Origin of the sequence: uncultured Sneathiella sp. (assembly GCF_963973085.1) — a bacterium.
Taxonomy (GTDB): domain Bacteria; phylum Pseudomonadota; class Alphaproteobacteria; order Sneathiellales; family Sneathiellaceae; genus Sneathiella.
In genome coordinates this window covers 386,973-411,646 of the sequence record NZ_CAXAXA010000001.1, presented here as the reverse complement: position 1 = coordinate 411,646, position 24,674 = coordinate 386,973, and the positions used below count along the sequence as shown (strand labels likewise).

Sequence of the window (24,674 nt, the reverse complement as noted above, 5' to 3'; positions counted from 1 at the left end):
GGATTATGGCGAACGTAGCGGTGGTTGGCTCCCAATGGGGTGACGAGGGCAAGGGCAAGATTGTTGACTGGCTGTCCCAGCGCGCCGATGTGGTTGTGCGCTTTCAGGGCGGCCATAACGCGGGCCATACTCTCGTTGTCGACGGTAAGGTTTATAAACTCAGCCTGCTGCCCTCCGGTATCGTCCGCGGCGGCAAGGTATCGGTGATCGGTAACGGCGTTGTCGTCGACCCCTGGGCGCTGGTGAAGGAAATCGAGACTGTGCGCGCACAGGGTGTGACCGTCGATCATGAGACGCTTAAGATTGCCGAGAATGCGACGCTGATCCTGCCGCTGCATGGGGAACTGGATGCGCTGCGAGAGGATGCGGTTTCGAATTCCGCCGTCAAGATCGGTACGACCCGCCGCGGTATCGGCCCGGCCTATGAGGACAAGGCCGCCCGCCGCGCCATCCGTGTCTGTGACCTGACCGATGAGGCGCTGCTGAAACGCAAAATCTCGACCCTGCTTGATCACCATAATGCGCTCCGCAAGGGGATGGGCGCGGAGCTGGTGGACGGTGACAAGTTACTCGCACAACTCATTGAAATTGCACCGAAAGTGCTGGAATTTTCAGACATCGTCTGGCGCCGCCTGGATGAGGCGAAGAAGGCGCGCAAGCGTGTCCTGTTCGAAGGCGCGCAAGGGGCGATGCTGGATAATGACCATGGCACTTATCCGTTCGTCACCTCTTCCAATACGCTGGCCGGACAGGCGGCGGTCGGCAGCGGCGTTGGCCCGTCCTCAATCAACTTCGTTCTCGGCATCACCAAGGCCTATACGACACGGGTCGGGGAAGGGCCGTTTCCGACGGAATTATTTGATGAGGTTGGCGAGGGGTTGGGCAAGCGCGGCAAGGAATTCGGCGTTGTCACCGGGCGCAAGCGCCGCTGTGGCTGGTTCGATGCGGTGATGGTCCGCCAGACGGTGAAGACCGGCGGCATTACCGGGATTGCGCTGACCAAGCTGGATGTGCTGGATGGCATGGACGAGCTTAAAATCTGCGTCGGGTATGAGCTGAACGGCAAGGAAATCGATTATTTCCCCTCGAACATGGCCGATCAGGCGGCGGTCAAGCCAATTTACGAGACCATGGAAGGCTGGAGCGACAGCACCTTTGGCGCGCGCAGCTGGGCCGACCTCCCCGCTGAGGCGGTGAAATACATCCGCCATGTCGAGGAACTGATCGAGGCGCCGGTCGCGCTTCTCTCCACCAGCCCGGAACGTGAAGACACCATTCTCGTCCGCGATCCGTTTGAAGACTAGGACGCGGGATGATCGCATTCGCCAAAGGCTGAACTTAACCCCATTTTAACGCGCAATTGCGACAATCGGGTCCTGATTTTAACCAGATGGACCGATGTGACGTGCGATGAGCCTTGCCGAGACAATGGAAAGCGAGACAGAACCGGTGGCCCAAGGCCATAATGCGGTGCTGCGAGATCGTTTCCGGATTGATCTGGCGCGGCGTCTCGATTTTCTCGGAAGCGGCGAGAATCAGGCGGTTCAGGCATTTGACACGCAGAATCCGAGCGCCGAATATTTCGGCGTTATTTCAAATCCTTATAGCATGATCCGGCAACGACTGGCGGAGCGGATGAGCGAAAGCCTTATTCCGGGGATGATAGAGTTTCTGGCACGCGGGACGGTTCCCTTTTCAGAAACGGATATCCGGTATGTCTCGGTTTTCGATATGCCGCGTGGTGGTCTTTTCTTTAACGCGGCCAACGGTCCGGTCACGGAGAAAGAGATATTCGATCAGGTCCTGTCTCCGGTCTCTCAATGCCTTGCGGCGCTCCATAAAGTGAAGATAACCCACCGGGGAATACATGCGGACAATCTTTTTTTCGCGGATGAGGCACGGCAAGAGGTCGTGTTGGGCGAGGCGATCACCTCGGCGCCGGGGTCCGGTCAGCCGGTGGTCTACGAGACGCTGGAAAATGCAATGGCGCATCCTATGGCCCGGGGCGAAGGGGTCGCGGCGGACGATATTTATGCGGTCGGTGTCCTGATCGTCCATCTGCTGGGCGGCGCGCTGCCGGCGGCGGACATGAGCGCAGACGAGATTTTTGCGGGTAAAGTCAAGAACGGCAGTTTCGCCTTCCTGACCGAGGGCCTGACCTTATCACAGCGTATCAGCGACCTACTTGCGGGTTTATTGCAGGATGATGTGCAGGCGCGCTGGACCACGGAAATGCTGGTTGACTGGCGGGACAAGATAAAGGAGACACCGCGTCGCGGGCGTGGCGACCGGCGGGGGTTCAGCAAGCTGGCCTTCGGGGAAGAGGAGTATAACTCGCCCCGTCTTCTGGCACAGGCGATGCGGGCAAAACCGATGGCGGCCCTGGAATTGGTCAAAAACGGCCAGTTGGCGAAATGGGTGAAAAGCGCGCTCAGGGAGGAGGAAACGACAACCAAGATCTCCCGTATCCAAAGCGAATCCAGTGGCGGATCAAATCGCCACAAACGAAATGCCACAACCGCCGTTGCCCAGGCGACCTATCTGCTGGATCCGGAGGGGCCCTTCTGGTTCAACAATGTCTCCTTTTCGTTGGGTGGCCTTGGAAGCCTGGTGCTCTGGGCCTTTCATAAAGACGATATGGAATTGAAGAAGACTCTGGGTGAGCTTTTTGAAAGCGGCCTACTGCTCAATATCGTCTCCGATCAAACCGGCGGCAGCAATGGACGGCGCCTTGATCGGATAAGCGAGGACGAGGTTCTCTCCTGCAAGGAGCATATGAGACGGAAGAAGGACCCCGGTTTTGGATTGGAAAGATGTCTTTACGAGCTGAATCGGCATACCCCGTGCCTCAGCCCGCTCGTGCTCGGACATCATGTGAGGAACGTCCGGGAATTCATTGAGGTTGCGGAGAAAAAAATGGTTTCCGCCAATGGGCAGGCGAACCCGTTTGATCGCCATGCGGCTGGTTTCATTGCGTCAAAAACAAAGGGTATTGACCAGTTTCTGCTACCGATGTCGGGCAGTGCACCCGGGAGCGCGGACCATGCCATCATCGAACTGAAACTCTTTGCGCGATTGCAGTCCGCGACCCATCCGGCGCCGCTGCCGGGGTTCTGTCGATGGGCGGAAGAAACTTTGAAACCGGTATTCGGGAAAATCATGTCACGCCTGCGCCGAGAGGTTGTTAACCAGCGATTCCAGGTCGCAAAAAAGAGCGGATCGCTTCCTGAGTTGTTGAGGGCGACAGATATTGAACGACAACTCGCCGCCGATGCCAAGGAGTATCAGGGGGCGCTCGCTGCAGCGGGCAATGCGGACCGGATGGCGACGTATCTAGCGAACGGGACGGAGCAGCGGCGAAATGCCGCCGACCGGTATGGCGCGTGGATCACATCGGTTCTGGCGATTACGTCCCTGGTGACCAGCATGGTCGTTTCGGCCCTTTACTTTATCGGATAGCGACATGGCAAAAGAGGCAAAACAACCAGCGAAGGCAGTCGATAGTAGTGCGGGGAAAAATATCGCGCTTTTCTGGGTGATGGTTTTTTCCGGTCTGGGACTGGTATTTGCGCCGCCGACGATGCTGATCCTGATCGTAGGGATGATCCCGAGCCTGGTGGCGATCCTGCTGAAAACGGAGCGCACCGGCGCTTTGGCGGCGATGCTGGCCTTCAATCTGGCAGGCATCATTCCGGTAATTGGCATTCTGTGGGAGCGGGGGCAGACCTTCCGGGAGGCGTTCAAGCTTCTGTCCGATGTTTATATGTGGCTTTCCATGTTTGGCGGCGCCGGGATAGCTGTTTTCCTTGCCTGGGCCGTTCCGATTGTCGTGTTCTCTGCGTATGAGCTGCAGGCGAAAGCCAATATTGCCAAGCTGGAAAAGCAGCGCAGCAAGCTTGTCGAGGAATGGGGCGGACAATTCGTTACCGACATGAAAGAATACTCGCAAGCGGGCCGCTAGCGGCGGTCTCTCTCTCTTTATTTCTCTTCTTTTGCACTGGAAATGCGGCGGCAGTTTCGGCATAGTCTCGGCTCGCATAGTCAATAAAGGAAAGAAGAATAATGACAGGGCATGTGTACTGGATATTCCAGCTGGAGATCAAACCCGGGGAATATGAAAATTTCGAAAAGCTGATGACGGAAATGGTGGACGCGACGAAGGCCGACGAGCCCGATGCGCTCAACTATGAATGGTCCGTGAGCGAGGACAAGAAAACCTGCCATATCCTTGAGAGGTTTAAGGATTCCGACGCGGCCCTTATCCATATGGGGAATTTTGGCAGCAAGTTCGCAGGCCGTTTTATGGAGGTGCTCACACCGAAACTGATGACCGTCTATGGCGATCCGTCAGATAATGTCCTGAAGGGGCTATCGCGTCTCGGCGCAGTCCATATGCCGGCTGTCGGCGGTTTTTCTCGCTAAAGCCCGGTTCCGGTCGTGAAAAAGGCGCCGCCGTTGAGGGCAGGCGCCTTTTTCATGTCGTTGGCGGGTTTAGTTCAGCCGCTCTTCCATCACTTTCGATTTCATCGCCCGTTGTAGCTTCTCGAAGGCGCGGACTTCAATCTGGCGAACCCGTTCTCGGCTGATGTCATATTCCTGGCTCAGCTCTTCCAAGGTGAGCGGCTCATCGCGAAGGCGCCGTTCAGTCAGGATATGGCGTTCACGTTCATTGAGAACCTCCATCGCGGTTTCCAGCATGGCGCGGCGGCTTTTCAGCTCCTCGCTTTCGGCGTAAACCGTTTCCTGGTTTGGCGTATCATCCTCAAGCCAGTCCATCCATTCGCCTTCGCTCTCGGCGCGCATCGGGGCGTTGAGGCTATGGTCCGGCGCGGTCAGACGGCGGTTCATGTTGATCACCTCATCCTCGGACACGCCGAGTTTCTTGGAGATGGTCTTGACCTGCTCCGACGTCATGTCGCCTTCATCAATGGCCTCAATCTGTCCCTTGATCTTGCGAAGGTTGAAGAACAGCTTTTTCTGTGCTGCAGTTGTCCCCATTTTCACAAGGGACCATGTGCGCAGGATGTATTCTTGTATCGCTGCCCGGATCCACCACATGGCGTAAGTGGACAGGCGGAAACCTTTTTCCGGCTCAAACCGCTTGACTGCCTGCATCATGCCGACATTGCCCTCCGAGATAAGCTCGGCGATCGGCAGGCCGTAACCGCGGTAGCCCATGGCAATTTTCGCGACCAGCCGGAGGTGGCTCGTCACCATTTTATGCGCGGCCTCCGTATCGTTGTGATCCTTCCACGCCTTTGCGAGCATATATTCCTCTGACTGCTCAAGCATGGGGAATTTGCGGATTTCCTGAAGGTAGCGTGAGAGACCGCCTTCCGGCGTTAATACGGGTAATGTTGATGTAGTCATATTCAGGACCCTCTCTTTTTCATGGCACCCGATTTTCGCCGTACAAGACGCTCAAAAACCGGGCCCGGATTCATTTCCTGCCTACTCAAGGTCTGTTCTTGGTCACAAACTTGGGTTTTACCCCCTCAATGCCGCGACCAGACCCCTCATATCAGATGGTAAATCTATCTCAAATATCAAGCGCTTGTCTGTGACGGGGTGCACAAAACCGAGAATTTCGGCATGCAGGGCCTGACGGGAGAAGGCATGGATGATTTCCTGCCTGTTTTCGGGCAGTTTGCTGATGCGGTTGCGCTTGGCGCGGCTGTAAAGCGGATCGCCGACAAGCGCATGGCCGATATGGGCCATATGCACGCGGATCTGATGGGTCCGTCCGGTTTCAAGCTCACAACTGACCAGTCCCGCGATATCGGCGAAGTTCTCCTCCAGCCGGTATCGGGTTGCGGCCGATTTGCCGCCCTGTGTGACCACGGCCATGCGTTTTCGGTTATGCGGATCGCGGCCGATGCTTTCCCGGATTTCGCCTTGAGCCGGATACAGTCGCCCCCAGACGACGGCGCGGTATCGCCGCTCGATATCATGGGCGGCGAAAAGCGCAGCAAGTCCTTGATGCGCCGCGTCATTCTTCGCCGCGACCATCAGGCCGCTGGTGTCCTTGTCGATCCGGTGGACGATGCCGGGACGCTTCACGCCGCCAATTCCGGACAGGCTGTCGCGGCAGTGATGGAGCAGGGCGTTGACCAGTGTGCCGGACCGGTTCCCCGCCGCCGGATGCACCACCATCCCCGCCGGTTTATTAAGAACGATCAGATGCTCGTCCTCGAAGAGGATGTCCAGCGGGATGTTTTCAGGTTCCGGCTCGCTTTCCACGGCGTCCGGCACCGTCACCATATAAATCTGTCCTGTTCGGACCCGGCGCGAGGGATCAGTTACGGCGGTCCCGTCAAGGGTCACCAGGCCGTCCTTGATCAGCGGCTTGATCCGACTCCGTGAGAGGTCCGCAAGGGCGCCTGCCAGCAACCGGTCAAGCCGGGCGCCGTCGTTGCCTGCCAAAACTTCAACTTGATGTAGGCCCTCAATAAATGGCATAAAATGAACCAGAATTGTTCGTAAACATATAAGGCGTAACCATGTCAGATCAGACAGACCCGGAGCCCGGCCCAAATCTTACCTTGCTGAAATGGATTGTCGGGATTCTCGGATTTCTGATCGTCCTGTTTGCCGGCATCATAGGCGTTACCATATTTATGCGCCTGACAGCAACGGAAACCGATTCCCTGATAGACGAGCCGAAAATGGCGCAAGAGGCGGAAATAAACAGGGGAAAGGGGTCTGATGTCGCGGCCTTTGGCGATATCCGCCTGCCCATTCCCGATGATATGGACGTGATCAGTCTCTCACCGGGTCCGGAGCGGTTGTTCATCACGCTCGGGACAGAGGGGGCCGCCCGGCTCATTCTGGTGATCCGGCTGAATGACGGAAAAGTCCTTGGCAGTTTCAATCTGGAGAAAGACGGTATCCAGTAACCTGCATGTAAGAATATCCTGCCCATGGCGATGAGATAAACCCACGAAGAGGTCGTGTTTTGAAAAATGTCCCGGTTGTTAATTTTGCAAGCGATAACGCGGCCCCGGTTGCGCCACAGATCCTGTCCGCGATTCAGAAGGCAAACACCGGTCCGGTTCTCAGCTATGGGAACGACTTGCTGACAAAGGGGGTCGAGGAGAAACTGAAATGCATATTCGACTGCGACCTTCGGGCTTTTCCGGTCGCCACGGGAACTGCCGCCAATTCACTGGGCCTCAGTGCTCTGGTGCCGCCCTATGGCGCCATCTACTGCCATCAGCTCGCTCATATCGACAAGGACGAATGCGGCGCGCCGGAATTCTTTACCGGCGGCGCGAAACTTGTTCCGCTGGCGGGCGAGGGCGGCAAGCTGAAGGCGGAGGAACTCGAAAAGGTCATCGCGGGCGCTGGTGGCGGCAATGTCCATCATGTGCAGCCCGCTGCCATTTCCCTGACCCAGGCAACGGAATGCGGCACAGTCTACCGGCCCGATGAAATCGCCGAGATTGCCATCGTTGGACACAAGCGTCACCTCTGTGTGCATATGGACGGCGCGCGTTTTGCCAACGCCGTGGAATTCCTGGGATGCGCGCCGGCCGATATCACCTGGCGCGCCGGGGTGGATGTACTCTCTTTCGGAGCGACAAAGAATGGGGCGATGGGCGCCGAGGCCGTTGTTTTCTTCGATATGGACAAGGCGCAGGAGTTTGAATTCCGGCGCAAGCGCGGCGCGCATCTTTTCTCGAAGATGCGCTATCTTTCGGCCCAACTCGATGGCTATCTGACCGATAATCTCTGGCTCAACCTTGCCGGTCATGCCAATAAGATGGCCGTGCGGCTCGCGGAGGGTGTCTCCCGGCAGAATGGTGCCGAAGTTCTCTATCCCGTTGAAGCCAACATTATTTTCGCGAAGCTACCGGAGGTGGCGCTGGAATGCCTGGCCGTTTCCAACATTCTGTATTACCGCAACGGCAGGGATGAAGACGCGGAGGTTCGGTTGGTCACGTCCTGGAATACAAGTGAGCAGGATATCGATCACCTGCTGAAAGTGATCGCCTGATTTCAGCGGTCGGCGGGACAGAAAATGTGTCTCAATGTTTGCTTTCGCGCGCGTCACTCGTTATTCAGGGCAGGGATTTTGATATGCGAATAACAGGATAGGCGGAACGTGAACAACATCCGGGATTTTTGGGAAATCGTTAAAGAGGTCTGGAACTACGGGTATCAGGGCATTGATTTCAGCTCCCTGATCACGGCCCTCGGGATCATTCTGCTGGCGCTGCTGGTGCGCGGGATATTCACCCGGTTCGTGATCAACCGTGTCATCTATTATGCCCAGAAGTCGGACAGCAAGATCAACGATCAGCTTGTCCTTTCGTTGCGCGGCCCCATCCGCTTTATCCCGGTGGTGGTTGGTGTTTATTTCGCGCTGGAACTTCCTGGCTTCGGCGATGACGCGGAATTTACGGCCGCGACGGGCAGAATCATCCGCTCCCTGATCGTTTTCAATCTTTTCTGGGGCCTCTACTGCATCATCAGTCCGCTGACCTTCCTGCTCGGCAAGCTGGAGGAGATATTCTCGACCGAGATGGTCAATTTCCTCGTCAAGATCATGAAGGGGCTTGTCGTCGGCCTTGGCGCGGCGACGGTGTTGCAGCTCTGGGGGATCGAGGTCGGGCCGGTTATCGCCGGTTTTGGCATTGTCGGCGTTGCCGTTGCACTTGGCGCGCAGGATTTGTTCAAGAACCTGATCAGCGGCTTTCTCATCCTGGCGGAGAAGCGCTTCAAGGCAGGAGACTGGGTGCTGGTTGACGGTGTGGTCGAAGGGATTGTCGAGAAAATCGGTTTCCGCTCCACCATGATCAGGCGTTTCGACAAGGCGCTCTCCATCGTGCCGAACGCGACCTTTGCCGACCGTGCCGTCACCAACTTCACCGAGATGACCCATCGCCGGATTTACTGGAAAATTGGTGTCGAATATTCGACGAGTGTTGCGCAACTACAGGAAATTACGGATAAAATCCGGAAATACCTGATCGGCAATAGCGACTTCGCCCAGCCCGAGGAGGCGACCATGTTCGTCGTCACCGACAGTTTTAACGCCAGCAGCATCGATATCATGATCTATTGCTTCACCAAGACAACGAAATGGGGCGACTGGCTCGATATCAAGCAGGATTTCGCCTATGCCATCAAGGGCATTGTCGAGCAGGCGGGGACCGGCTTCGCCTTTCCGTCCATGTCGATTTACCGCGGTGTTGGCGCCGATGAGCCGGATCCCTTTTTGCCGCCGGGTGAGTCTAAGGGCAGTGAGGGGACAGAAGCGTCTGGCGAGGGCTACGGGGATGAGGGACGTTAAGACGCGGTTGCCGCTGTCTTGACGATGACATACTCGAATTCGGTATCGGTTTTCGTTTCTTTTTCAAGGATATAGCCGCTGACATGGCAGAAATGGCGGAAGTCGATGACGGACGCCGGATCGGTCGCGACCACCCTGAGCCGCTCCCCCTCTTTCAGGGATTTGAGCGCCTTTCTGGCCTTCAGCACCGGGAGCGGGCAATTCAGGCCGGACGTGTCTAGAAAATGCGGAGTTTCTGCCATTTTTTCCTTCATTCCGGCCAAAATGAACGCGCGCCGGCTGCTCCGCAAAATAACCGTCCTCTGGCATCGGCGCAACCGGCGATTTTCCGCTCGCTTCGCCCTGTCGCCCGGTCATCGAATTAACCTTTTCTACACTCTATTCTGCCAAAATTTAAGGTTAGGGACTGTCCCATGAATTTCAGGAATTTAGTGGCAACAGTAAAAGACAAGGTGGAGATGCGAAACGAAATCGGGCATCGGTCGGAAATCAACCCCGACTACTTCAATCAGGGCAGACAATCCGAGCCTAAAAAGCCGGGGTCCGAGGCCGCGACCGTGCAGCATTATGAAATTGGCGAAGCAACCGGTTTCTTAAGACCCTTTGGCAAGACTTACCGCGAAGCCCTTGAAAACCTTATCACCGGCAGTATCCAGATAATCGGCCTCGACGAAGTGAAGGCGCAATATGCCGAGCAATGGGGCCAGATCAAACATAATGTGATGGAAATCGCCGACTCGTTCATCAGCCGCAAGCTTGGCCGCCACGACATTTTCGTGCCGCTGGATGAAGGGCATTTCGCGTTGCTGTTCGCCGACGCAACCCGGGAACAGGCGCTGGAAAAATCGAAAACCATCGCGCAGGACCTTGTGAACAAACTATTCGGTGAGTTGCCGGGCGGGGAGTTGATCTCGGTCGAGGCGGCGATGCTGGAGATCGGGGATTTTGACGGCCTCGACAAGATCCGCTCTCTCGAGGGACTGGTCAAATGCTTTCGCGAGGCCATCGGCAAGGCGAAAGAGCGGGAATCGCGCTGCTTTCAGGAGCGGGAAACCGAGCTGAATGTGCGCTTTCGGCCGCTCATCAACCGCCACAAGGGCTTTGTCGGCCTGTATGAAGCGGTCAGCATGACCGATACGGAAGGCGAGAAGGAGGATGTCACCGAGGATGATCCACTGTTTAATGGCTCGCCGCGCCTCCGGGCGGAAATGGACTGCGTGATCCTCCGGGAGGTCGGTACGGTGCTTGAAAAGCTGGGCGGTCCCGGCAACAAGCCGGTCATCTTCCTCACCGTTCATTTCGAGACGCTGGCCAACAGCTATTTCCGCAGCAAATACGCCCGCATTCTCGCCTCCCTTCCGCGCTATACGGAGCGACATCTGATCCTTAATGTGCAGGATATTGCATCCGGCGTACCTAACAGCCGTTATCGCCAGATTTTCACGTCCCTGCGCCAACTCGTTCTCGGCTTCACCTTCGAGGTTGGGCCGCACTGGACGGATTTCGCCGCCATTCGCGATCTGCCAATCATAGCGATGACACTGGCCGGTCATGAAAGCCTGGAAATGTCAGAGATAGAGACCCTGTTTCGGCGGGCGCGGGAAAACGGGAAGAAATGCATCTGGCGATCGCTGGACAACGACGCACTCGCCCGCTCGGCCTTTAAGATGAAGATCGACTATGTAAGCGGACCGATTTTTGGTGCCGTTCAGCCGAACCCGGCGAAACCCTTTACTCTGCCCAATTAATCCGACTATTGCCGCCGGAGGACCGCCGCCATCTCGATATGCGGCGACCAGAGAAACTGATCCACCGGGCGGACCGGTCCGAGGCTGTATCCCCCGTCGATTAGCAGGGCGACATCGCGGGCGAAGGTCACCGGATTACAGGAGATGGCGACAACGGTCGGTATCTCGCTTTTTGCAATTTCCTCCGCCTGCGCCTTCGCTCCGGCGCGCGGCGGATCGAACAGCAGCCCGTCATACTTGTTCAGCTCATCTACGAGCAACGGACGGTGGAAGAGGTCGCGTGTCTCAGTCGTGATCGGGCGAATGGCCCGATTTGCCGCCGCCTGCAGGCCGCCCGCGAGTTCCGCATCGCCTTCCACCGCATGAATGCGCGCGCTATCCGCAAGGGGGAAGGTGAAACTGCCGACCCCGGCAAAGAGATCGACATTATGCCCGGCGCCCACCAAGGCCTCTGTCGCAAAGGCGGCGAGAGTGCGTTCTCCGTCCTCGCTGGCCTGCAGAAAGCCGCCAGGGGGCAGGGTGACATCCACTCCGGCGAGCGATATGTCGGCCGACAGGCGCGCCGAGACGACTTCAGGGGGCCTGTTTGAGCCTTGCCGCCAGGATAGCCGGGCAAGCATATTTTCAGCGGTGAAGGCTGCGAGCACTTCGCGCATCCCGAGATCGAGTTCGGTGTCTGCGGTGATCACCAGATCGGGGCCGTTGTTCGTCATTGTCGCCATGACTTTCGCCGTGCTATTGCGCGGCAGGACGGCAGGCAGCATCGCCCGGAGCGGCTTGATCAGCGCGAGCAGGCCGGGCGCGAGCAGGGGACAGTCGCCGACATCAAAAATCTGGTGGCTGCGGCGCAGGCGAAAACCGATCATCACGCCTTTCTTGCGTTTGGCGGCGATGAACTCGACCCGGCGTCGGCTTCCCGACGGGCTGGTGAGAGTCGGCAGAATCTCCGCCTCTGTAATCCCGGCCATCGAGAGGCTTTCGATAATCTTCTGCCGTTTCCACTCGGCGGTGAACTCCGGTGGCAGATGTTGCAGCGCGCAGCCGCCACAGGTTTCGAAATGGCGGCAGGCGGGTTTGATGCGGTCCGGGCCGGGCGCAATCATTTCTTCCAGCGTCGCGGCCTGACCCTTGCCGCGGGCTTCTGTCGGGGTCGCAATTATCCGATCGCCGGGCGCGGTGAAGGGAACATAAAAGGTTTGGCCGTTCTGGGTGGCGACGCCGTCACCGCTCGCGCCGATATGATCAATAACAAGCTCAACCGCCATAACGCGCTCCCATCAGGAATTCCCGGTTGCCGTCCGATCCCGCAATCGGGCTGTCGATCACACCGAGGGACCGCCAGCCGGGGAGCGCATTGATCCAGCTTTCCATTTCAGTGGGGACACGCTTGACCAGCGCCTCATCGCGGACGATGCCACCCTTGCCCACGTTGCCTTTTCCCACCTCAAACTGCGGTTTGACGAGGGCGAGCAGATGCGCGCCGGGCGCGGCAAGTAGAAGCGCGGCGGGCAGTGCTTTCTTCAGGGAGATGAAGCTGACATCCGCGACGATAAGATCGAGCGGTTCCGGGATCAGCGCCGCCGAGAGGTCTCGCGCATTTGTTTTTTCAAGATTGATAATGCGGCCATCTTCCGCAACTCTTGGATCAAGCTGGCCATGGCCGACATCGACGGCATAAACCCGCGTCGCGCCGCGTTCCAGCAGGACCTGACAAAATCCGCCGGTGGAGGCGCCGATATCGGCGGCGATGCAATTGGCCGGATCAACATTGAAATGATCGAGGGCGCGGATCAGCTTGTGCGCACCGCGCCCGACCCAGTCAATCTCGGGCATCGTTACCGTGATCTCCATTTCGGAAGTAACCTTGCGGGTTGGTTTTGTCGTGACCGTGCCATCGATAGAAACCCGGCCGTCCGCGATCAGACCCTGCGCTTTTGCGCGGCTTTTGACGAGATCGCGGTCTACCAGCGCCAGATCAAGCCGTTGCGGAGTGTCGGTCATGGGGCGGGTCTAGAGGGCAGAGCGGTTTTGCGCCGATGCCGTTTCCACTCCGAGCGCGGACAGGGCTGTCGCCACAATATGCCTCTTGCTCAGACCGGCCTGTTCATACATGTCGTCGATCTTGTTCTGATCGATGAAGATATCCTTCATGCAGAGCGGGCGGACCCTCAGTCCGTCATCGAGCAGGCCATTGAGAGCGAGGAATTGCATCACATGGCTGCCGAAACCGCCAACGGACCCTTCTTCCACCGTAATCAGGACATCGTGATGTGTTGCCAGTTTCTTAACTAGCTCTTTGTCGAGCGGCTTGCAGAAGCGGGCATCGGCCACGGTGGTGGAAATGCCTTTCGCCTCCAGTTCCTCCGCCGCGAGGAGGCTTTCTTTCAGCCGCGTGCCAAAAGAGAGAATGGCGACCTTGTAGCCCTGCTTGATAACGCGCCCCTTGCCGATTTCAAGGATTTCGCCGTCTTCCGGCATTTCGACGCCGACGCCTTCACCGCGCGGATAGCGGAAGGCGCAGGGTCCCGTGTCATAGGCGGCGGCGGTCGCGACCATGTGTTTCAACTCCGCCTCGTCTGCCGGGGCCATGACCATCATGTTGGGCAGGGTGGCGAGATAGGTGATATCGAAACTTCCGGCATGGGTCGCGCCGTCGGCGCCAACAAGTCCGGCCCGGTCCAGCGCGAAGCGCACGGGCAGGTTCTGGATCGCGACATCATGAACGACCTGGTCATAGGCGCGCTGCAGGAAGGTGGAATAGATGGCAACGAACGGTTTCAGGCCCTCTGTTGCCATACCGGCCGCAAACGTCACCGCATGCTGTTCGGCGATGCCGACATCGAAGCAGCGGTCGGCGAATTCACCGGCGAACTGATCAAGGCCGGTTCCGTCGGGCATGGCGGCGGTCACGGCGACGATTTTATCGTCCTTGCGGGCCTCTGACATCAGGCTCTGGGCAAACACCTTGGTGTAGGAGGGGGCGTTCGGTGTCGCTTTCGCCTGGGCGCCGGTGATCACGTCGAACTTGGAAACACCGTGGTACTTGTCCGCCGCTTCTTCCGCCGGAGGATAGCCCTTGCCCTTTTGTGTCACGCAATGGATGAGGATCGGCCCGTATTTTGAGTCCCGCGCATTTTTCAGAACCGGGATCAGATGCTCGAGGTTGTGGCCGTCAATCGGTCCGACATAGTAAAATCCCAGTTCCTCGAACAGGGTGCCGCCGGTCATCATGCCGCGCGCGAATTCCTCCGCCCGCCGGGCCGTGCGTTCCAGAGGATCCGGCAGGAGGGAGGCGACCTGTTTGGCCAGCTCCCGAAGGTTACGGTAGGGTTTGCCAGACAGGAGTCGGGAGAGATAGGCGCTCATGGCGCCCACGGGCGGTGCGATAGACATGTCGTTATCATTGAGAATAACAATCTGGCGCGCATCCATGGCGCCAGCGTTGTTCATCGCTTCATAGGCCATGCCCGCACTCAGGGCGCCGTCGCCGATAACCGACACCACATTGTTCTCGCGCCCCTGCAGATCACGCCCGACCGCCATGCCAAGCCCGGCGGAAATCGAGGTCGAGGAATGTGCCGCACCGAAGGGGTCATACTCACTCTCGGCGCGCTTGGTGAAGCCGGACAGGCCGTCCGGCTGGCGCAGAGTGCGGATACGGTCCCGCCGCCCAGTGAGGATCTTGTGTGGATAGCATTGATGCCCGACATCCCAGATCAGCCGGTCCTCGGGCGTATTGAAGACATGATGCAGCGCCACGGTCAGTTCGACCACGCCCAGCCCGGCACCGAGATGCCCGCCGGTGACCGAGACCGCATCGATCGTCTCCTGCCGGAGTTCGTCGGCGAGTTCCACTAGTTCAGGCAGGGTCAGGTCCCGCATGTCCTTCGGATATGCGATTGTGTCCAGTAAGGGGGTCTCCGGTCTTTTTGTCACTTTACTCACCCGTACTCAATTGCGTCGTTCAATCGTGAAGCGTGCCGCGTCGCGCAGCAGGTCCGCCTTCGGTCCGAAGTTATCCAGATGGGCGATCGCCTGGTCAACCAGCATGCCGGCATGGACCCGCGCTTCCTCCAGTCCCATCAGGGAAACGAAAGTGACCTTGCCTGCGGCGTCGTCCTTGCCGGTCGCCTTGCCCAGTTCCTCCGGACTGCCTTCCGTATCCAATATGTCATCTGCAATCTGAAAGGCCAGCCCTAAATCATGGGCATAGGCCTTTAGGGCCTGCGCTTGCGGCGGCGAGGCATGACCGAGTATGGCGCCTGCCTCGCAGGCGAAGGAGATCAGCGCCCCGGTCTTGAGCCGTTGCAGGCGGGTAATGGTCAGGATATCGATGACATCCTGCTCCGCATAGATATCCATTGCCTGACCGCCCGCCATGCCCCGCACGCCAATGGCGCGGGAAAGCTTCGCGACCAGCTGAACCCGGACTTCCGCCGAAGAATGGGTTTTAGCATCACCTAAAATCTCAAAGGCGAGGGATTGCAGCGCATCGCCCGCGAGAACCGCCGTCGCCTCATCGAATTCCTTATGCACCGTCGGCTTGCCGCGGCGCAGGTCATCGTCATCCATGCAGGGCAGGTCATCATGGATGAGGGAATAGCTGTGGACAATCTCAAGCGCCGAGGCGACCCGCGTCGAATGCAACCGCGGCACGGCGAACAGATCGGCAGCCTGGATCACCAGAAAGGCGCGCAGCCGCTTGCCGCCGGAGAGGACGGCATAGCGCATGGCCTCATAGAGCCGCTGTTCCAGTCCTTCATTCAGGGGCAGGAACTCACGTAGCTCCCGATCCATCAGGTCTGCCGTCTGACGGAGAGCCTTGGCGAAATCACTTTCCATGTTGCTATCTCAAATCCGGGATATGCATGTCTATTCAATGTTCGCCGGTTCGACCGACAGGTTACCGTTCTTGCCGACGATCTTGTCCACACGCTCCTGTGCGCTGCGGAGCTTGCCCTCGCAATGCTGTTTCAGCAGCGAGCCGCGGGTATAGATATCAATCGACTGATCGAGATCGACCTGCCCGGAATCGAGCTTTTCGACGATCTGTTCCAGTTCCTGCAAGGCTTCCTCGAAGCTCATCTTGGCGATATCTGCAGGGATTTCCTGACTATTCTTTTCAGACATGATTTCTCCTTTGCCACCTTATACCTTTCTCTTAGGCTCGGAGCAACGCTTTCACATGGGCGTCGACCCCCTCTGCCAGCCCTTCAAGGTCATAGCCGCCTTCCAGAACCGAGACGAGACGCCCCTCACAATGCTTGTCCGCAACTGCCATCAGCTTTTCCGATATCCAGCTGTAATCCGCTCCGGTCAGGTTAAGGTTGGCGAGCGGGTCCTTTTCGTGGGCGTCGAAACCCGCTGAAACAAGAAGAATCTGCGGATCGAAGCGGGCGAGAGCCGGAAAAATTACGTCATCATAGGCAGCGCGAAACTCGGCTGAACCAGCTCCCGCTGGCAGCGGAACATTGACGATATTCCCGACTCCGGACTCGCTGGCCGCGCCGGTGCCCGGATAAAAGGGCGCCTGATGGGAGGAGGCGTAGAAAAGACTGGCGTCGGCCTCGAAAATATCCTGTGTCCCGTTGCCGTGATGCACGTCGAAATCGACGACCGCCACCCGCTCAAGCCCGTATTTCTCCCGCGCGTAAATGGCGCCGATGGCGATATTGTTATATAGGCAGAAGCCCATGGCGCGATCGGCTTCGGCGTGATGTCCGGGCGGCCGCGTGGCACAGAAGGCGTTTGTGTCCGGCTGTTCCATCACCGCGTCAACGGCGGCGATCACCGCGCCCGTGGCTCGCAACGCCGCATTTTCGGAGCCCGGCGACATGAAGGTATCCGGATCGAGATTGATGATTCCCGCCTGTGGTGCCCGGGCCGCGATCAGATCGAGATGGGCCGGTGTATGGGCGAGGGCAAGCTGTTCGCGCGTCGCCATCGGAGCATCGCGGCGTTCCAGCATCGGAAAATTTTCCAGATCCAGCTGATGCAGGACAGTACGCAACCGATCGGCCCGTTCCGGATGCCCGGTACCGGTGTCGTGAAACAGGCAATCCCGATGGGTGAAAAGATAGGTCGTCATGCTGGCTTCGTCCCGTTTTCCTGATGTGATCAATTTATAGTATGTGCAGATTTTTTTGTTGCTTTTCAAGCAATTCACGCCCAATTCTGTTATGATATAGGCGGAGCGAAACTGGATTTTAATGGGTAAAACAGCACAATTAATCATCATTCTGGTCGTTGCTGCTCTCGGCTACGGCGCCTGGCAGTATCAGGATCGTCTACCCTTTCTGGGGAATGGTAATGAAACGCCGGAGGCGAAAACACGCCCGCAGCGCCCGCAGAGCGTCATTGTTTCGGCGGTTGTCAATCGCCCGCTGCCCCGCAATATTACGGCCGTCGGCACGGCGCGGGCCAATGAATCTGTCGTGATCACCTCAAAGGTAACCGGCAAGATCAGCACGCTGAATTTTTCCGAAGGACAGAAGGTCGAGGTTGGCAAATTGCTTGTTCAGCTGGACGACACGGAACTTAGGGCTAATCTCAACGAATCGCAGGCCGCACGGGATAATGCCCGGAAACTCTATGACCGGGCCCTCAAGCTTTATGAAGCCCGCAACGTGGCGAAGGCGCAGGTTGATCTGCTGTATTCGGAACTTCTGGCATCAGAAGCAGCCGTTGAGGCGCAGAAGGCGCGGATCAATGATTATCGGATCGTGGCGCCCTTTTCCGGTGTCCTCGGTTTTCGCGAAGTCAGCGTTGGTTCTCTGGTGCAGCCGGGCGTCACGATCACGACGCTGGATGATACGGAAACGATCAAGGTCGATTTCGATTTGCCGGAAAATCGCGTCGCGGATGTCCAGCCAGGGCAGAATTTCAACGCCCAGAGTGTCGCCTATCCGGACGCGGTGTTTGACGGCACCGTCAAGACAATCTCGACCCGGGTCAATGACGTGACCCGGGCGATCCGGGTCCGGGGAGTTGTCCCCAATGACAAAGCGTTGTTGAAGCCGGGCATGTTCCTCTCGGTTCAGTTGCAGGTTAGTATTGACGAGAATGCCCTGATGGTGCCAGAGGAGGCTGTTGTCCTGACGATATCCGGCCCGCTCGTCTATGCGGTCCGCGATGGAAAAGCGATGCGCACGCCAATTAAGCTTGGGCGCCGTATCAATGGTTTCGCCGAAATTGTTGAGGGACTGGATGAAGGTGATCAGGTGATCGTCGAGGGGCTGCAAAAAGTAAAAGACGGGGCGCCGGTTGACGTCAGCATGGCCGTCCAGACGTCGCAGGCTTCCTGATGGGACTCCCCGAACTTGCCATCAAGCGGCCGGTCCTCGCCATTGTTTGTTCGGCTGTTCTGGTGCTGTTCGGCCTGTTTTCATTCCAGTCCCTGAGTGTGCGGGAATATCCGGATGTGGATAGCCCACATGTCTCCATCCAGACCAGTTACCGCGGCGCGGCGGCAGAGATCATCGAGAGCCAGATCACGCAAGTGATTGAGGACTCAATCGCCGGGATCAGCGGGATTGAACGGATCTGGTCGAGCAGCCGGGAGGAGTATTCCTCCGTCAATGTGGAATTCAGCCTGGACCGGGACATTGAATCCGCCACAAATGATGTGCGCGACCGAGTTGCCCGCATCGCCAACCTGCTGCCCGAAGAGGCGGATCCGCCACGTATCTCCAAGTCCGAGAGTGACGCCCAGGCAATCCTCTGGCTGTCGCTGACCAGTGACCGGCTTAATCAACTTGAGCTGACGGATTATGCGGAGCGGTCGTTGGTCGATGCGATTTCCACCGTGAACGGTGTGGCGCAGGTCCGCATTGGCGGCGCCCGCCGCTATGCTATGCGCATCTGGCTGGATCCGGCGGCGATGGCGGCGCGTGGAGTGACGATTGGCGATATCGAGGCGGCCATCCGGGCGCAGAATGTGCAAATTCCCTCGGGCCGGATCGAATCGAGTATGCGCGAATTCAGCATCAAGACCCGGTCCGACCTCAGAACACCGGAAGAATTCCGCCAGATCATCATTTATGACGAAGCTGCCGGTCGTATTCGTCTGGGGGATGTCGCCCAGGTCGAGGTGGCGCCGGAAAATGACCGGACGAACCTTCGGGTGAACGGGCGGGCGGGCGTCGGGCTTGGCATTGTTCGCCAGTCGGGAGCGAACGTGCTGGAGGTGGCGAACGGGGTGAAGGCAATTGTCGCTCAGTTGCAGCGCAGCTTGCCTGATGGCCTGAGTATAAAGACATCCTATGATCAGTCGGTCTTCATCAGCCAGTCGATCAAGGAAGTGTTTATCGCCCTCGGCATCGCCATGGTGCTGGTGATTCTGGTGATCTTCTTCTTCCTGCGCTCCGTTGCGGCGACCTTCATTCCTGCCGTCGCCATACCGGTATCGATTATTTCCACACTGATTATTCTCGCGGCCCTCGATTATTCGGTGAATGTGCTGACATTGCTGGCGCTCGTGCTGGCCATCGGGCTGGTCGTCGATGACGCCATTGTTGTGCTGGAGAATATCCATCGGCGCATAGAGGCGGGGGAGCCGCCGCTGCTGGCCGCGAACCGGGGGGCCAAGCAGGTCGGCTTCGCCGTGATCGCGACGACCGTTGTGCTGATCGCCGTTTTTATCCCGATTTCCTTTCTCGACGGCACAACTGGCCGGCTATTCCGCGAGTTTGGCGTGGCGGTTGCCGCTGCCGTCATGTTCTCCAGCTTTGTTGCGCTGACATTGACGCCGATGCTGTGCTCGAAATTACTGGTGGAGGCGAAGAAGGAGGGCTGGTTCTATAAATCGACGGAACGGCTGTTCACAGGCCTCGCCGCCGGATACGGACGGCTGCTCGGCTGGACGCTCAAGATACCGCTGATCGTCGTAGCGCTGGCAATCGGGTTCTCGGCGCTGGCTTATAATTTTTACGAGGCCATTCCAAAAGAATTCGCGCCGACAGAAGATCGCGGGGTTTTCTATATTTCCGTTCGCGCGCCGGAAGGGGCGACGATGGATTACACACGGCAAAATGTCGAAAAGATCGACGCAGTCCTGAAACCGCTGGGCGACAGCGGCGAGGCCACGAGCTTTTTTGCCTTTCTCGGCACCTTCCGCCAGCCCGGTCCGGTGAATCAGGCCTTCATGTTCACCCGCCTTGTCCCGTGGGAGGAGCGGGAACGATCGCAGCAGGATATTGTCAAGAGTGTCTTTCCGGGCCTGCTGGCGATACCGGGCGTGCGGGCGTTTGCGATCAATCCCGGCAGCCTGGGGCAGCGCGGCTTTTCCGCACCGGTTCAGGTCAATGTCGGCGGCCCGTCCTATGACGTAATAAACGGTTGGGTGGACCGGGTAATGGAGCGGGCGCAGGAGAACCCGCAGCTCCTCAATCTTGACAAGGATTATGAGGAAACCCAGCCGCAGATCCATGTGGAGATTGACAGGGCCCGGGCCTCCAACCTCGGCGTCTCGATCGAGACGATCGGCCGGACGCTGGAAACCCTGATGGGCGCGCGGAACGTCACCACCTATGATCAGGGCGGCAAGCAGTATGAAGTTATCGTCCAGGCACAGGAGGAAAACCGTCGCACCCGTGACGATCTTGCGAATATCTATGTCCGATCCGAAACCTCAGGCGAGCTTATTCCTCTGTCCAGTATCGTCAGTCTGAGCGAACGGGCGGGGCCGGGGGATCTGAAACGCGTTGACCGCTTGCGCAGTGTGCAGATTTCCGCCTCCCTCGGGCCGGATTACTCTCTGGAAGAGGCATTGAACTATCTGGAAACGCTGATCCGCGATGAGGCGGGTCAGGACGCGAGCATCTCTTATGACGGGCTCAGCCGGTCCTACAAGGACTCCAATCAGGCCCTTGTCTTTACGTTTGTGACGGCACTTTTGGTGGTCTTTCTCGCGCTTGCGGCCCAGTTCGAGAGTTTTATTCATCCGCTGATCATCATGACCACAGTACCGTTGGCGGTGACCGGGGCGTTGGGCTCGATCCTGCTTGCCGGTCTCACGCTGAATGTCTATAGCCAGATCGGGATGATCATGCTGATCGGCTTGACGGCGAAGAATGCGATCCTGATCGTTGAATTTGCCAACCAGCTCCGCGATGAGGGCAAGGAGATTCTGGTGGCCATTCAGGAGGCGGCGATCATCCGTCTGCGGCCGATCCTGATGACGACGATTTCAACGGCGCTGGGTGCAGTTCCGCTCGCAGTTGCTACGGGCGCCGGGGCGGAAAGCCGGGAGGCCATCGGGATCGTGATCATCGGCGGGCTGATCTTCTCGACGGTTCTCTCACTGTTCGTCGTGCCGGTCGTCTATATCCTGTTGGCCCGGTTCAGTCGCCCGTCCGGTTATCTTGCGGCCCGGCTGAACGAGCTTGAAACCACCCATGTCGACAAGCAGAAACAGCCTCAGGTTTAGAGGGTCTTGCCAATCCAGCGGACCCGGCCGATGATCGTCAACTGATCGAGGTCGGCGTCGCGAATCTGGTGCGGCGGGTAGAGATCCTTGTTGTCGCTGACGACATCGATGCCGCCGAAATATTTCTGCAACCGCTTGATATAGGCGCAATCTTCATGGACGAAAGCCATGATCGAGCCGGAGATATCCTGATCCATCTGGTCGACGAGGACGAGGCTGCCGTCTCTGATCGTCGGTTCCATACTGTCGCCGCTGACTTCCAGAACTGACAGCCCTTCGATCGTGCCGCGACCGAGTTTTTGCTGTAAATAGGTCTTGGCAAAGGGGATATAGTCGCGGATTTGCAGACGGTCATTGAGCGCGCCGTGCCCGGCCGCGAGCCGGGCCTCGATACGGGGAATATAGGTAATCGCACCCGTTTCCGCTCCGATGGCATTGTCAAGGACACTGCCCCGCCCGGACAGCAGCCAGTCGATGCTTATCCCTAAAATATTAAGTCTTTGCAGGATCTTGCCGCCGGGCAGGTTGTTGCCCGCTTCATATCCTTGCCAGGCCTGATGGCTACAACCCAGCTTCTCCGAGATCGCTTTTTGGGAGAGGCCGAGACTCTCCCTCGCGTCCCTGATTCGGCCGAAAATTTCCCGATCACTCATCTCGCGGCTCCATTACCCGTCTGAACAGAATTCTGATACCCGTTCATATACTAGTATTTTTTTAGGAAAACTAAAATAATAAATTTCATACCTATTTTATTATGTGGGCATTGTAAAAATTTCATATACTAAGGGAGGGGGACAACACAGGTTTTTGACCTTGGGCTTTGGTAAGGGAGAAAGACAGTGAATTCGATATTGGCGGATGTCATCAACGGTTATGAATGTGTTCTGAATGGCGAGGAAAACGGCGTCGGCTATCTGGTCAATCTGATCGAGACCTATCGCATTACCGATGACGAGATTATATATCTTGTCCATATGGCGGCGGAAATTATCGGTCGCCGCCCGGCGGCAGAACTGACGCTGGTGCCGTGTCATTCCAGCTGATTTTTGGCTGTTGCCGGAATCGGTGTTTGATCATGGACGCGGTAAGGCTATGATACGGGCGGCGCTTCTCTTCTCAAGGATCGGTTAAATGGCGGATACACAGAAAGTTCTATTGCTGACCGGGGCGAGCCGCGGGATCGGCCATGCGACCGTGAAGCGGTTCAGCGCGGCGGGCTGGCGGGTGCTGACCGTGTCGCGCCATGCCTTTTCGGAATATTGCCCGTGGGAAGGGGGCGAGAAGGACCATTTGCAGATCGATCTTGCGGATATCGAGGCGCTCCCCAAGTCAATCGAGCATATTCGCGAAAAGCTGGATGGCGCCCCCTTGCATGCGCTGGTGAATAACGCCGGTGTGTCGCCGAAGGGGCCGGAGGGGGCCCGGTTCAACACCCTCAACTCTGTCTATGCCGACTGGCTTCATGTCTATAACGTCAATCTGTTCGCGCCGTTGATGCTGGCGCAGGGCCTGTTTGACGAGCTGGTCGCGGCCAAGGGCGCTATTGTCAATGTCACGTCCATTGCCGGAGGGCATGTCCATCCGTTTGCCGGGTCCGCCTACGGCACGTCTAAGGCGGCGCTGTCAGCACTGACGCGGGAGTTGGCTTCGGATTTTGGCCCCCACGGCGTGCGGGTGAATGCGATTGCCCCGGGGGAGATCGACACCTCGATCCTGTCGCCGGGGACGGAGGACATGATCAAGGATATCCCGCTCCGCCGTCTCGGCAAACCGGAGGAGGTCGCTTCGACCATCTATTTCCTCTGCGATGCGCCGTCGTCCTACGTGACCGGTGCGGAAGTTCATATCAATGGCGGCCAGCACGTATAGCCGGGGATGAGACGATGGACGGTGCCGATAACTATCTGACATGTCTGATTGAACGGTTCTATCATGAGGCCTGGAATGCGAAAGGCGAAGATTGCGCGCGGGAGATCCTGCATAGAGATTTCGACTTCCGTGGCTCATTGGGGCCGGTCCGGAGCGGGCCGGAAGGATTCATCGCCTATATGCACGAGCTCTGGGAGGGCCTTCCCGATTTTCGCTGCGATATCGAGGAGGTCGTGGACGCAGGTGACAGCGCCGCAGCGAGAATGAAATTTTCCGGCACTCACAAGGGACAGTTTTATGGCGTTCCCGGTACCGGCAAGACGATTATCTGGGCGGGTGGTGCTTTCTTCAAGGGCGATGGAAGGCAGATCACAGCGCTCTGGGTGCTTGGCGATATCGATTCTGTGAAACAGCAACTCGGCCCCGCCGCCAGTTCCGACTTCGTCTGAAAAGCGCGATCCCGACTTTCGCCGGATTTTTTAGGGGCGATTGAGCTTTAGCAGCACGGTGCCGAGCATGGTCATGAAGATGGCACATAGCTGGGTCAGGCTGAGCCGTTCCTTCAGGAAGAAGACGCCGAACAGCAGGGCGAAGATAATGCTGGTTTCCCGCACGGCGGCGACAAGGGCGATGGGGGCGACTGACATGGCCCAGATCACCGCCCAGTAGGCGGCGAGGCTGAGCAGCCCGCCGACCAGCGCTGGTTTCCACATCGGGCGACATTGAGCGACGATGACAGGCCCGCGTTTTACGGCGAGATAGGCGATAATCGGAAACCCGTCCAGCGCCATCATCCATCCCGCATAGCTATGGACATCGCCGGCAAGGCGGCCGCCGATGCCGTCCGTCACCGTATAGCCGGCGATGAATATCCCGGTTCCAAGGGCGCAGAAAACAGCCGTCGGGTTGCGCAGGTTCTGGGCGTTGCGGGTGAGGGACAGGCTCATGATCCCGACGGCCATAATGATAATGGCGATCCAGGCAAGCTGGCTCAACTGCTCCCCGACGATCAGGACGGAGAGCCCGGCCACGATTAGGGGTGCCGATCCCCTCGCCAGCGGATAGACATGGCTGAGATCGCCATATTTATAGGCGGCGATCAGGAACAGGTAATAGCCGTTATGCAGCAGGATGGAGAGCGCGATATAGGGCCAGCTTTCGGACGCGGGAAATTCGAGAAAGGGGAGCGTCACCACTGCACCCAACCCGCCGCACGCCACCAGCAGCGCCATGAACAAGGTGCGGTCGCCATTCATCTTGACGAATGTATTCCAGGTCGCATGGAACAATGCCGCGATCAGCACAATGATAAAAACCGGCAACGCCACAAGCTACT

At 58.0% G+C, this 24,674-nt stretch carries 24 protein-coding genes; 13 read left to right on the top strand and 11 right to left on the bottom strand.

Features of this window, described 5'->3' with window-relative positions:
- Positions 1-5: 5 nt before the first annotated feature.
- The 4 genes from AACZ19_RS01915 (at position 6) to AACZ19_RS01900 (ending at position 4,422) form a co-directional block, all read left to right on the top strand.
- A complete protein-coding gene (locus tag AACZ19_RS01915; RefSeq protein ID WP_339630604.1) occupies positions 6-1,304 on the top strand; it encodes an adenylosuccinate synthase in 1,299 nt (432 codons plus the stop codon).
- A gap of 106 nt (positions 1,305-1,410) precedes the next feature.
- Positions 1,411-3,459: a hypothetical protein gene (locus AACZ19_RS01910; protein WP_339630603.1), complete on the top strand. Its 2,049-nt coding sequence runs from the start codon at positions 1,411-1,413 to the stop codon at positions 3,457-3,459.
- 4 nt (positions 3,460-3,463) lie between these two features.
- Complete coding sequence (locus AACZ19_RS01905; protein ID WP_339630601.1) at positions 3,464-3,961, top strand: hypothetical protein; 498 nt, start codon at positions 3,464-3,466, stop codon at positions 3,959-3,961.
- Between the two features lie 101 nt (positions 3,962-4,062).
- Entirely contained in the window at positions 4,063-4,422 is a 360-nt protein-coding gene (locus AACZ19_RS01900; RefSeq protein ID WP_339630599.1) for an antibiotic biosynthesis monooxygenase, read from the top strand.
- A gap of 69 nt (positions 4,423-4,491) precedes the next feature.
- Here the strand turns inward: AACZ19_RS01900 and rpoH are convergent, their stop codons facing one another.
- Entirely contained in the window at positions 4,492-5,370 is an 879-nt protein-coding gene (gene rpoH, locus AACZ19_RS01895) for an RNA polymerase sigma factor RpoH (protein WP_339630597.1), read from the bottom strand.
- 117 nt (positions 5,371-5,487) lie between these two features.
- Positions 5,488-6,459 carry an RluA family pseudouridine synthase gene (locus AACZ19_RS01890; protein WP_339630595.1) on the bottom strand — a complete coding sequence of 324 codons (972 nt, stop codon included), beginning with the start codon at positions 6,457-6,459 and terminating at the stop codon, positions 5,488-5,490.
- Positions 6,460-6,500: 41 nt separating this feature from the next.
- Between AACZ19_RS01890 and AACZ19_RS01885 the strand changes: the two genes are divergently transcribed.
- The 3 genes from AACZ19_RS01885 (at position 6,501) to AACZ19_RS01875 (ending at position 9,295) form a co-directional block, all read left to right on the top strand.
- A complete protein-coding gene (locus AACZ19_RS01885) occupies positions 6,501-6,896 on the top strand; it encodes a hypothetical protein (protein ID WP_339630593.1) in 396 nt (131 codons plus the stop codon).
- 59 nt (positions 6,897-6,955) lie between these two features.
- Positions 6,956-7,996 carry a low specificity L-threonine aldolase gene (locus AACZ19_RS01880; protein ID WP_339630591.1) on the top strand — a complete coding sequence of 347 codons (1,041 nt, stop codon included), beginning with the start codon at positions 6,956-6,958 and terminating at the stop codon, positions 7,994-7,996.
- Between the two features lie 108 nt (positions 7,997-8,104).
- Positions 8,105-9,295 (top strand): mechanosensitive ion channel family protein, encoded by a 1,191-nt coding sequence (locus tag AACZ19_RS01875; RefSeq protein WP_339630588.1) that lies wholly within the window; start codon positions 8,105-8,107, stop codon positions 9,293-9,295.
- Here the strand turns inward: AACZ19_RS01875 and AACZ19_RS01870 are convergent.
- Positions 9,292-9,537 carry a sulfurtransferase TusA family protein gene (locus tag AACZ19_RS01870; protein WP_339630586.1) on the bottom strand — a complete coding sequence of 82 codons (246 nt, stop codon included), beginning with the start codon at positions 9,535-9,537 and terminating at the stop codon, positions 9,292-9,294. The genes AACZ19_RS01875 and AACZ19_RS01870 overlap by 4 nt on opposite strands.
- 171 nt (positions 9,538-9,708) lie before the next feature.
- Between AACZ19_RS01870 and AACZ19_RS01865 the strand changes: the two genes are divergently transcribed.
- Entirely contained in the window at positions 9,709-11,043 is a 1,335-nt protein-coding gene (locus AACZ19_RS01865; RefSeq protein WP_339630584.1) for a hypothetical protein, read from the top strand.
- A gap of 5 nt (positions 11,044-11,048) precedes the next feature.
- Here AACZ19_RS01865 and AACZ19_RS01860 read toward each other — a convergent pair whose 3' ends face one another.
- Genes AACZ19_RS01860 through AACZ19_RS01835 form a run of 6 tightly spaced genes read right to left on the bottom strand, consistent with a single transcriptional unit; the run spans position 11,049 to position 17,131 of the window.
- Positions 11,049-12,308 carry a hypothetical protein gene (locus AACZ19_RS01860; protein ID WP_339630582.1) on the bottom strand — a complete coding sequence of 420 codons (1,260 nt, stop codon included), beginning with the start codon at positions 12,306-12,308 and terminating at the stop codon, positions 11,049-11,051.
- The gene (locus tag AACZ19_RS01855) at positions 12,298-13,044 is read right to left on the bottom strand and encodes a TlyA family RNA methyltransferase (RefSeq protein ID WP_339630580.1); all 747 of its coding nucleotides are present in this window, start codon (positions 13,042-13,044) and stop codon (positions 12,298-12,300) included. Before AACZ19_RS01855 ends, AACZ19_RS01860 begins: the two co-directional genes overlap by 11 nt.
- Before the next feature lie 9 nt (positions 13,045-13,053).
- Positions 13,054-14,979, bottom strand: a complete 1,926-nt coding sequence (gene dxs, locus AACZ19_RS01850; RefSeq protein ID WP_339630579.1) for a 1-deoxy-D-xylulose-5-phosphate synthase — start codon at positions 14,977-14,979, stop codon at positions 13,054-13,056.
- Between the two features lie 15 nt (positions 14,980-14,994).
- On the bottom strand, positions 14,995-15,885 hold the full coding sequence (locus AACZ19_RS01845; RefSeq protein ID WP_339630577.1) for a polyprenyl synthetase family protein: 891 nt from the start codon (positions 15,883-15,885) through the stop codon (positions 14,995-14,997).
- Positions 15,886-15,915: 30 nt separating this feature from the next.
- On the bottom strand, positions 15,916-16,173 hold the full coding sequence (locus AACZ19_RS01840) for an exodeoxyribonuclease VII small subunit (RefSeq protein WP_339630575.1): 258 nt from the start codon (positions 16,171-16,173) through the stop codon (positions 15,916-15,918).
- A 31-nt stretch (positions 16,174-16,204) separates the two neighbouring features.
- Positions 16,205-17,131 carry a histone deacetylase family protein gene (locus AACZ19_RS01835; RefSeq protein WP_339630573.1) on the bottom strand — a complete coding sequence of 309 codons (927 nt, stop codon included), beginning with the start codon at positions 17,129-17,131 and terminating at the stop codon, positions 16,205-16,207.
- 121 nt (positions 17,132-17,252) lie between these two features.
- On the opposite strand from AACZ19_RS01835, the gene AACZ19_RS01830 reads away from it, so the two are divergent.
- Both AACZ19_RS01830 and AACZ19_RS01825 read left to right on the top strand, forming a co-directional pair.
- Entirely contained in the window at positions 17,253-18,347 is a 1,095-nt protein-coding gene (locus AACZ19_RS01830) for an efflux RND transporter periplasmic adaptor subunit (RefSeq protein ID WP_339630571.1), read from the top strand.
- Positions 18,347-21,469 (top strand): efflux RND transporter permease subunit, encoded by a 3,123-nt coding sequence (locus AACZ19_RS01825; RefSeq protein WP_339630570.1) that lies wholly within the window; start codon positions 18,347-18,349, stop codon positions 21,467-21,469. Before AACZ19_RS01830 ends, AACZ19_RS01825 begins: the two co-directional genes overlap by 1 nt.
- Here the strand turns inward: AACZ19_RS01825 and AACZ19_RS01820 are convergent.
- Entirely contained in the window at positions 21,466-22,122 is a 657-nt protein-coding gene (locus AACZ19_RS01820; protein WP_339630569.1) for a helix-turn-helix transcriptional regulator, read from the bottom strand. The genes AACZ19_RS01825 and AACZ19_RS01820 overlap by 4 nt on opposite strands.
- Before the next feature lie 186 nt (positions 22,123-22,308).
- Here AACZ19_RS01820 and AACZ19_RS01815 point away from each other — a divergent pair, with 186 nt between their 5' ends.
- From AACZ19_RS01815 to AACZ19_RS01805, 3 genes are all read left to right on the top strand, one after another.
- Positions 22,309-22,512, top strand: coding sequence for a hypothetical protein (locus tag AACZ19_RS01815; protein WP_339630568.1), 204 nt, complete (start codon positions 22,309-22,311; stop codon positions 22,510-22,512).
- 88 nt (positions 22,513-22,600) lie between these two features.
- Positions 22,601-23,338, top strand: coding sequence for an SDR family oxidoreductase (locus AACZ19_RS01810; protein ID WP_339630567.1), 738 nt, complete (start codon positions 22,601-22,603; stop codon positions 23,336-23,338).
- A 14-nt stretch (positions 23,339-23,352) separates the two neighbouring features.
- Positions 23,353-23,787, top strand: coding sequence for an ester cyclase (locus AACZ19_RS01805; RefSeq protein WP_339630565.1), 435 nt, complete (start codon positions 23,353-23,355; stop codon positions 23,785-23,787).
- A 30-nt stretch (positions 23,788-23,817) separates the two neighbouring features.
- On the opposite strand, the gene AACZ19_RS01800 is transcribed toward AACZ19_RS01805, so the two are convergent.
- Positions 23,818-24,666 (bottom strand): DMT family transporter, encoded by an 849-nt coding sequence (locus tag AACZ19_RS01800; protein ID WP_339630563.1) that lies wholly within the window; start codon positions 24,664-24,666, stop codon positions 23,818-23,820.
- Positions 24,667-24,674 lie beyond the last annotated feature (8 nt).